Origin of the sequence: Clostridium chromiireducens, assembly GCF_002029255.1 — a bacterium.
GTDB classification, from domain to species: domain Bacteria; phylum Bacillota; class Clostridia; order Clostridiales; family Clostridiaceae; genus Clostridium; species Clostridium chromiireducens.
Genome location: NZ_MZGT01000134.1, coordinates 1 through 6,758, shown reverse-complemented (window position 1 = coordinate 6,758; position 6,758 = coordinate 1). Strand labels below are relative to the sequence as shown.

The following is a 6,758-nucleotide window of genomic DNA, read 5'->3' as shown; positions in this document are numbered from 1 at the left end:
GTATGTAGATAATTATAATTTCATTGTACTACAAAACAATGAAATTTAAAATAAATCTTTATACTAATAAAATATATAAAAACCTTCAAACAAACTTTGACTTTCTTTGACCTATGTATTATTATATAAGTAAAGAGAAATTATTTAGGTAGAGAACAAAAAATATTAAAAATTAAAAAATTAATATAGAAATTTAGGAGGATTAAGTATGAATATTGATAAAATGACACTAAGAGTACAACAAGCATTAAATGATGCAAATGTTACAGCAGTTAAGTTCAATCACCAGCAAATAGATATAATCCATCTTTTTGCAGCGCTTATTCATCAAGAAGATGGGTTAGTACCTAATATTCTTACTAAGATGGGTATACAAGTAAAAAACTTAAAAGATGCTGTGAACAAAGAATTAGAGTCAATGCCAAAAGTTTTAGGTGAAGGTATTGGAAATGTATATATTACAAGAAAAGTAGAAGAAGTATTGATTAAAGCTGAGGAAATTTCAAAGCAATTTGAAGATTCGTATGTTAGTGTTGAACATTTAATGATTGCTATTATAGATGTAAATAATAATAATCAAGTTTCTAAGATATTGAAACAATACAATATAACTAGAGATACGTTTTTAAAAGTACTTTCTGAGATTAGGGGAAGTCAAAGAGTTGAAACTCAAGATCCGGAAGGAACATATGATGCCTTGGCTAAGTATGGAACTAATTTAGTTGAACTTGCTAAAAAGCATAAACTTGATCCTGTTATTGGAAGAGATGAAGAAATAAGAAGAACTATAAGAATTCTATCCAGAAGAACAAAGAATAATCCAGTATTAATAGGTGAACCAGGTGTTGGTAAGACAGCAATAATTGAAGGTTTAGCGGAGAGAATAGTTAGAGGAGATGTTCCGGAAGGGTTAAAAGATAAAATTATTTTTTCATTAGATATGGGATCATTAATTGCTGGAGCTAAGTATAGAGGTGAATTTGAAGAAAGGCTAAAAGCTGTGTTGAAAGAAGTTCAAAGCAGCGAGGGTAGAATATTATTATTCATAGATGAAATTCACACTATAGTTGGAGCGGGTAAAACTGATGGAGCAATGGATGCCGGAAATTTAATTAAGCCGCTATTAGCAAGAGGAGAACTACATTGTATCGGTGCTACAACATTTGATGAATATAGAAAATATATTGAAAAGGATAAAGCGTTAGAAAGAAGATTTCAGCCAGTAATTATAGATGAACCGACTGTTGATGACACTATAGCCATTTTAAGAGGGTTAAAAGAAAGATTTGAAATTCATCATGGTATTAGAATTCACGATTCAGCAATAGTAGCAGCAGCAAAGCTTTCTGATAGATACATTCAGGACAGATATATGCCTGACAAGGCAATTGATTTAATTGATGAAGCAGGTGCTATGATAAGATCAGAAATTGATTCTCTTCCAACTGAACTTGATGTTATAAGAAGAAAAATATTTAAATTAGAAATTGAAAAAGAAGCTTTATCAAAAGAAAAAGATGAAGGATCATTAAATAGACTAGAAGATGTTGAAAAAGAACTTGCAGAATTAAAAGAGAAGAATGATGAAATGACTGCAAAATATACAAAAGAAAAGGAACAGATTATTACAATAAAAACATTGAAAAGTGAGTTGGATGATGCTAGAGGAGAAATCGAGATCGCTCAAAGGAATTTTGACTATAATAGAGTCGCTGAAATTCAATATAGTAAAATTCCAGCATTAGAAGAGGAGATTAAGCAAAAGGAAATTGAGTTAAGAGATAATTATGAAGGTGCTTTGTTAAAAGAGGAAGTAACCGAACAAGAAGTATCTGCAGTACTTTCTAAATGGACAGGAATTCCAGTGACTAACTTACTTGAAGGTGAAAGAGAAAAACTATTAAGGTTAGAAGATGAAATGGCTGCTAGAGTAATAGGACAGGGCGAGGCTATTGAAGCTGTAACAAATGCTATACTTAGAGCAAGGGCAGGACTTAAAGATATCAATAGGCCAATCGGATCATTTATTTTCTTAGGACCTACAGGGGTCGGAAAGACAGAGCTCGCTAAGACACTAGCTAGAAATCTATTTGATTCAGAAGAAAATATAATTCGTATAGATATGTCAGAGTATATGGAGAAACATTCAGTATCTAGATTAGTTGGAGCGCCTCCAGGATATGTAGGATACGATGAAGGAGGACAATTAACAGAAGCAGTAAGGAGAAGCCCATATAGTGTAATTCTATTTGATGAAATTGAAAAGGCACATGAAGATGTCTTTAATATATTTTTGCAAATATTAGATGATGGTAGACTAACTGATAATAAGGGTAAAACGGTAGATTTTAAAAATACAATAATAATTATGACTTCAAACATTGGAAGCGAATATTTATTGGAAAATACTAATGAAGAGAATGTGGATGAAGGAATAAGGGGAAAAGTAATGAGTGTCTTAAAGTCAAGATTTAAACCAGAATTCCTAAATAGAGTTGATGACACTATAATGTTTAAACCATTATCTGAATCTGGGATTAAGAAGATAATAGATATATTCTTAAGAGAGGTAAGCTCAAGATTAAGAGATAAGAACATTGAAATAGAAGTTACCGATGAAGCAAAAACAATAATAGCAAGAGAAGGATATGATGTGGTTTATGGGGCAAGACCATTGAAGAGATATATTCAAAACACACTTGAAAATAGACTTGCTAGAATGATAATAAAGGGTGAGTTAAGTTATGGGTCTAAGGTTATGATTGATGGAAATGACGAAGAAATTACTATAGTGCCTGTTTTATCACCTCTTAAGCAATAACTTACTGTAGTAGTGAAGAAGTATGAGTTTCCTTTTGCATGTGCGTTAATATGTGGATAACACTAGAAAGGTAGTAGACTATTTTGTGCAGTGTTGCATATTCTATAGCAACCGAAACAACATAGTCCACTACCTTTCGGCAAGTTACCCCATAGCTATTTTATGGGAATTTGAACATCTGCGGTCATTCCTGATTTTAATTTACCATCTGAATCATTTATTGATACTTTTATCTTAGTGGCTATATGTTTACTATCAGCAGTTGATTGTTTATCTTTTGGTGTATATTCATGTTTTAATGCAATATAGTTTACTGAGCCGGTTTGATTTCCAGTTGAAGTTACAACATTTAGTGATTGGTTATAAGAGATCTTGTCCAAGTGTTCATCAGGGATATAGCAAAGTACGTACAATTCATTTGATATTGCTATATCAGCAATATCACTACCTACATTAACTACATCACCTAGGGAGAAATTTTTACTTATTACTATACCATCGTTTAATGCGACGATATTATAGTTGTTTAAATTGTTCTGAGCCTGATTTAATTGGGCAACAGCTTGGTCTAAATCAGCCTGTGCTGCATCTATAGCTTGTTTTGTAGAGCCATTTTTAAGTAAGTTCAATTGAGCATTGGCAGCATCATAATTTGCTTGAGCAATGTTGATAGATTCACTAGTGGATCCATCTTTTAAAAGCTTTAGCTGTTGCTGGGCGCTTTCGAGTTTATATTTGGCTGTAGAAAGCTGGTCTGAAGTAGTATCTAGTTTTAGCTTTGCGTCATCTAATGTATTTTTAGGAACTGCATCTTTATCATATAACTGAGAAGTGTTGTTATACTGATTTTTTATATAGTCATAATTTGCTTGAGCTGAATTTACAGAGGTTTCAGAAATTGATACCTCATCTTCAGCTTGTTTTATTTGCTCGCTTCTATTGCCAGCAGTTAAAAGATCTAATTGATACTTGGCAGCCCGAGCTTGTGCTTCGGCTTGCTCTATTTGTTCAGGACGAGTTCCTACTTTTAACTCATCAAGTTTCGCTTTTTTTATATTTACAATGGCTTGCGTTTGATCAACTGTATATTTTTGAGTAACATTATCTATTACAGCAATCACATCGCCTTTTTTCACAACTTCTCCTTGATTTTTTTTCATTTCTACGATTTTACCAGAGACTATACTAGTTGCAGGTACAATATTATTTTGAATATCTCCCTTTAAAGTTAAGGTATCAGAATTTAAAGAACAACCCGTAGTTAGAAATAAGACCGTTAAGCTACACATAAATAATTTTTTCATATGACCACCCTTTACTAATGAATTTATATTATTTTTTTATGTGAATTTATACTGAGCCTATAAGTTTTTGGTTTTATTATTTAGGCAAACTCCATTAATGATATACTGTATTAGATATTCCAATTCGTCATCATTATTTTTTAGTTCAGGGAGTGCGATATTGTGAAGAAAAATATATCCAAATATAGAAGTTGCTATTAGTCTAATAATTGAAATACTTGGTATATCTATAAGATCGCCTTGTTCTTTAAACTTATCAATAATTGATGTGCCTTTTTTGATTACAGGAAAGATTACAGTGCTTAGAATTTTACTTCTAAGCTCAGGATGAAACGGCACCTCTTGAATTATGACCTTTAATATTGGCCCAGTTTCATTAACAAATTTCAGTCTATTTAGCACTATTTTTCTTAAAAATCTCTCAAAAGTTTCATGCTCTTCGTTTAATATCTCGTTAAAATCATTAATAAAAATCTCAAATAAAGATGCTTTAGATAAGGCCGCTGGAATGGCAAATAAAAGATCTTTTTTAGTTTTGTAATACCTAAAAATAGTCCCTTCTGCGACTCCAGCTTTTTTAGCAATTTCACTAGTAGCTGTGGCTTCATATCCTTTTTCAGAAAAAAGTTCTATTGCAGCACTAAGTATATTTATTTGTTTTTCAGTCATATTATGTTCTACATTATTTAGGTTCATAAGTTCTTTTAAAGATTTTTTTTCCATCAATTTAGTTCCCCCTTAATTATGGTTATATTTTTCGATATTTTTTTAGAGCTAATATATTTAAAACCATAAAAAATATACAAATTAATAATAAAATTAAGACATCAAATGAAATATCACTCCAACCTTTTCCACGGATCATAATATTTCTAAGGGCATCAGCTGAATACCACAAAGGCATAAAGTGTCCAAAAGATTGCAGCCAAGTTGACATAGTGCTTAAATCAAAGAGGCCAGAAAAGAATACTTGTGGCACTACAATTATTGGTATAAACTGAATCATTTGAAGTTCATTATTGGCAAAAGCAGATATAAAAGTACCAATGCTAAGAGCTACCATTGCAGTTAATATGGTTACAAGGATTACTAGTGGAAAAGAGCCTATCATCATGATGTTAAGAACATTAATTGAGTACCAGGCGATAAGAGCAGATTGTATTATAGTAAAAACTCCAAATCCAAGAAGATAACCTAAAACAATTTCCCATCTGCGAAGTGGCGTCGATAGTATTCTTTCAAGTGTGCCAGAAGTACGCTCTCCAAGAAATGATACACCTGCCACTAGGAAGACGAAGAAGAATACAAAGAAACCAATTAGTATAGGTCCAAAATTATCAAAACTAGACATATTTTCATAACCATATAGATAGGTTATGTCTGGTTTGGCTGCAATTGATGCTAGCTGCTGAGTTGCATTTTGTACAAGTTTTATAACAGCTTGACTTTTGCTCGGGTCACTACCTTCTAAAGTTATTTTAGGGATTCCATTTTCAAAATTTATTATTGCATCAACTTCTGAAAGGCTAAGGGCATAATAGGCATCATTTTCTGTATATCGAATTATTTTAGCATCATTATCTTCTAATTTATTTACAATGCTAATAGGGGCATTTATTACTCCGATTTTAGGATGATAATTTGATCCATCAAATATAAACGACATTAAAGTCAAAACTAATATTGGCGCTAGAATCATCAATCCAATTGTACGTTTATCATGGGCAAGTTGAAGTAAGATTCTAATTACAATTGCTTTCACCCTCATTTTGATGCACCTCCATAATATAAAAATGCTTCTTCAATAGTACTTGAGTTAGAATTATGCTTGATTTCAGCAGGAGAGCCTACAGCGATTAGTTTACCATCACGAATCATTCCTAAGTTATTGCATTTTTCAACTTCATCCATTACATGAGTAGTGATAATAATAGTAGTACCACTATCTTTTAACTTGTATAGTTCCTCCCAGATAGACCTACGAAGAACGGGATCAATACCAACAGTAGGTTCATCTAATATTAAAATAGGCGGTTCGTGAACAAGCGCAATAGCAAGAGATAATCGACGTTTCATACCACCAGAATATTGTTTTACTTGTTTTTTTAGATGATCCGATAAATTAACAAGATTCATCACTTCAGAAATTCTTTGCTTTAGATCATTTCCTGAAAGTCCATACATTGAAGCAAAAAATTTAATATTTTCCTCAGCAGTAAGCTCCTCATATAATGCATCTGATTGAGCCATGTATCCAATTTTATTCATCAGTGATAACTTAGGCATTTTTTCGTTTAGTAAATAGACAGAACCACTAGTTGCAATATCTATCCCTGCAATCATCTTAACTAAGGTTGATTTTCCAGAACCTGATGGACCAAGTAAACCTAGAATTTGAGAATAGGGTATATCTAAGCTAATATCAAAAAGAACTTGTTTCTTCCCAAAAGATTTATTAACATTTTCGACTTTTATACAATAAGAATCAAGCATACTACTAACTTTATTTTGCATAATCAAATTCCTTTCTAAATATAATAAGTGAGTAATCACTCATTTTGATGATATAAAAAAAATACAAAGCCTTCAATTTGTATGATGATGTATTAATTATTAAGATATTTATATTATTA

5 protein-coding genes are annotated in these 6,758 nt (G+C 31.7%); 1 reads left to right on the top strand and 4 read right to left on the bottom strand.

Going from position 1 to position 6,758, the window contains the following annotated elements:
• Positions 1 to 208: 208 nt before the first annotated feature.
• Positions 209 to 2,821, top strand: a complete 2,613-nt coding sequence (gene clpB, locus CLCHR_RS23590) for an ATP-dependent chaperone ClpB (RefSeq protein WP_079442387.1) — start codon at positions 209 to 211, stop codon at positions 2,819 to 2,821.
• A 155-nt stretch (positions 2,822 to 2,976) separates the two neighbouring features.
• Here clpB and CLCHR_RS23585 read toward each other — a convergent pair whose 3' ends face one another.
• Genes CLCHR_RS23585 through CLCHR_RS23570 form a run of 4 tightly spaced genes read right to left on the bottom strand, consistent with a single transcriptional unit; the run spans position 2,977 to position 6,639 of the window.
• Positions 2,977 to 4,125, bottom strand: coding sequence for an HlyD family secretion protein (locus CLCHR_RS23585; RefSeq protein WP_079442386.1), 1,149 nt, complete (start codon positions 4,123 to 4,125; stop codon positions 2,977 to 2,979).
• A 57-nt stretch (positions 4,126 to 4,182) separates the two neighbouring features.
• Complete coding sequence (locus tag CLCHR_RS23580; RefSeq protein ID WP_242966193.1) at positions 4,183 to 4,848, bottom strand: TetR/AcrR family transcriptional regulator; 666 nt, start codon at positions 4,846 to 4,848, stop codon at positions 4,183 to 4,185.
• A gap of 25 nt (positions 4,849 to 4,873) precedes the next feature.
• Positions 4,874 to 5,893, bottom strand: coding sequence for an ABC transporter permease (locus CLCHR_RS23575; RefSeq protein WP_079442384.1), 1,020 nt, complete (start codon positions 5,891 to 5,893; stop codon positions 4,874 to 4,876).
• Entirely contained in the window at positions 5,890 to 6,639 is a 750-nt protein-coding gene (locus CLCHR_RS23570) for an ABC transporter ATP-binding protein (protein WP_242966192.1), read from the bottom strand. Before CLCHR_RS23570 ends, CLCHR_RS23575 begins: the two co-directional genes overlap by 4 nt.
• Positions 6,640 to 6,758 lie beyond the last annotated feature (119 nt).